Annotated in this window: 2 protein-coding genes; both read left to right on the top strand. The window is 41.3% G+C overall.

Translation table 11 applies throughout. From position 1 onward, the window contains the following. The coding region (locus tag AC5RDS_RS02620; RefSeq protein ID WP_494222198.1) for a hypothetical protein at positions 1-1,378 on the top strand (1,378 nt) is incomplete at its 5' end. Between the two features lie 82 nt (positions 1,379-1,460). Then, positions 1,461-1,922, top strand: a complete 462-nt coding sequence (locus AC5RDS_RS02615; protein WP_042493819.1) for a hypothetical protein — start codon at positions 1,461-1,463, stop codon at positions 1,920-1,922. Positions 1,923-2,005 lie beyond the last annotated feature (83 nt).

The raw sequence follows: 2,005 nt of genomic DNA, 5'->3' as shown, positions 1-2,005 counted from the left end.
GGTGATTGAAGAATGCTATATTCCGGCAGAAGATGAAACAATCTCACCCACTCGCGGGGGTATTATAAATGTGGAGGAAGCTGCTTTTTTAAGTCTTGGCTACCCCCTTGAAGAACAGGAACCGGAAACTCGCGGAAAACGCAGACCGGAGGGAACTATCAGAGTTTACGATGATTATGCAGGTACTTTTGTTCCGGTAAAAGGAGTTAAAATCAGATGCCATAGATTTATTAAATGGTCTACGACATTTACGGACGAAAGCGGCCATTATACAATGGACAGCAAATTCAGATTCGGACCGCATTACGCGATTGTTTTTGACAACAGGAAAGGTTTTGACATCTGGGGTAATTGGGGGCCGATTGCACGGGCCAATCTTAATATGGGTTGGCATAGTAACCGAGGACACTCACGCGATATAAATGCTGGAAGTTTTGCTTGGGATTGGGCGGCTGTTAATAATGCAACCTACGATTACTATAAAATGTGCGAAGAAACAGGAATTGCCAAACCGCCCCGTAATCTTAAAATTTGGGTTTTCAAACGCTGGACGACATCCTCGACACCTATGTTGCGCCGAATCGTACATCCTATTGGGTATAACGGTAATTCATCGTGGAAAAACTTTTTTATCAATATCGGTTACGGTACTCTTGCAACGGTGCTGAATCAAATGCTAAAAAAGGTTCTACCTGATATTACGATAGGAACAGGTGGACACTCTTACCGGAAGGTTTATGACGTTGTAAATCACGAGTTGTCCCACGCCAGTCATTTCAGTCAAGTAGGAAGTGCGCATTGGGCGAAGTATATCAGCTATATTATGACATACGGTTCTTATGGAAACGGGACGGGTAAGAATGCAGAACTTTGTGGAATTGGTGAAATGTGGGGTTACTCAATGGGACATATCCGGGCCTATGAAAAATACAATCCGTCAGGTCTTTTGGATGATTATCCGGATGTGCATACTTGGCTTAAACCTCATGTGTTTTGGGACCTGCAAAGGGATAAAGTATTAACTAAGAAGCAGATATATGATTGTTTGGTCGTTGGGGTCGATACCTATGACAGATTAGTCGCAAAAATGTACGAAAAATATCCCGAAAAGGCTGATGAGATCGAAAAGGCATTTACGGACAATGGTATTACCCCGAATGTCCCCAAACCTGATACCGGAGATTTGACGCATGATGCCTTTTATACCGACAAAACGGTTTCTTCGTCTTTCATTTTTTCAGGGAATAATATTCTTACGCGGAATGTTACTGTAACGAATAGTGCGAAACTGACCTTTCGGGCCAACAAGTCCGTTACTATAAACTCTCCGTTTACAATTAATCAAGGAGCGCAGCTTGAAATGACCTGTGGTAACTGACAATTATTTTAAATGTTCAGGGAATAATCCCTGAACATTTATATCTTTGTAATAAATTAAAGACAAGTAACTTACAAATGCCATGAAAAAGATTGCTTTCATATTTGCGATTACACTAATTAGCATATCATGCGACCCGAAGAAATGGGTGGCTACACATGCAACTTCATGGTATGCAAAAAACAATACCGATCAGATTCTAATTATTACTACGTCACCGTTCATTGATACTGATGCTGTTGTTGACCCCGGAGATTCGGTATTAGTTCATAGCTTCAGTCCGTTTCAATATTTAGGAGAACCCACTTTTGACACATTTTACGATGCGTGGAACGGTAAGCCGGAACAAGAATGGTGTATAAGCATCTGTTCCAAAGATGGTCAATTACTGAAAATATGGAAATATATAGACCGGAACGCAGAGGGCAGACAATTCTTCAATGAATCTTATTGGCGGCTATATACGAAAAAATATAGTCATAGCGATCAATTAAACTTCTCGTGGGTTTTTAATATTCTCCCGGAGGACATTGCTCTTTTGTAGCTCCTCCGTTGATGACGCACACTTCACATTAGCAACAGGCCGGAATAAATGTTCCGGCCTGTTCATTTAGCGTGATATAGTCC

It is taken from the genome of Odoribacter sp. (assembly GCF_985060555.1).
Note: the sequence above shows the minus strand (reverse complement) of the source record. Positions and strands in the feature narration are given on the sequence as shown.

Coding starts and splice junctions, on each gene's coding strand:
- AC5RDS_RS02615 (WP_042493819.1), top strand. CDS start 1,461: ATGAAAAAGATTGCTTTCATATTTGCGATTACACTAATTAGCATATCA.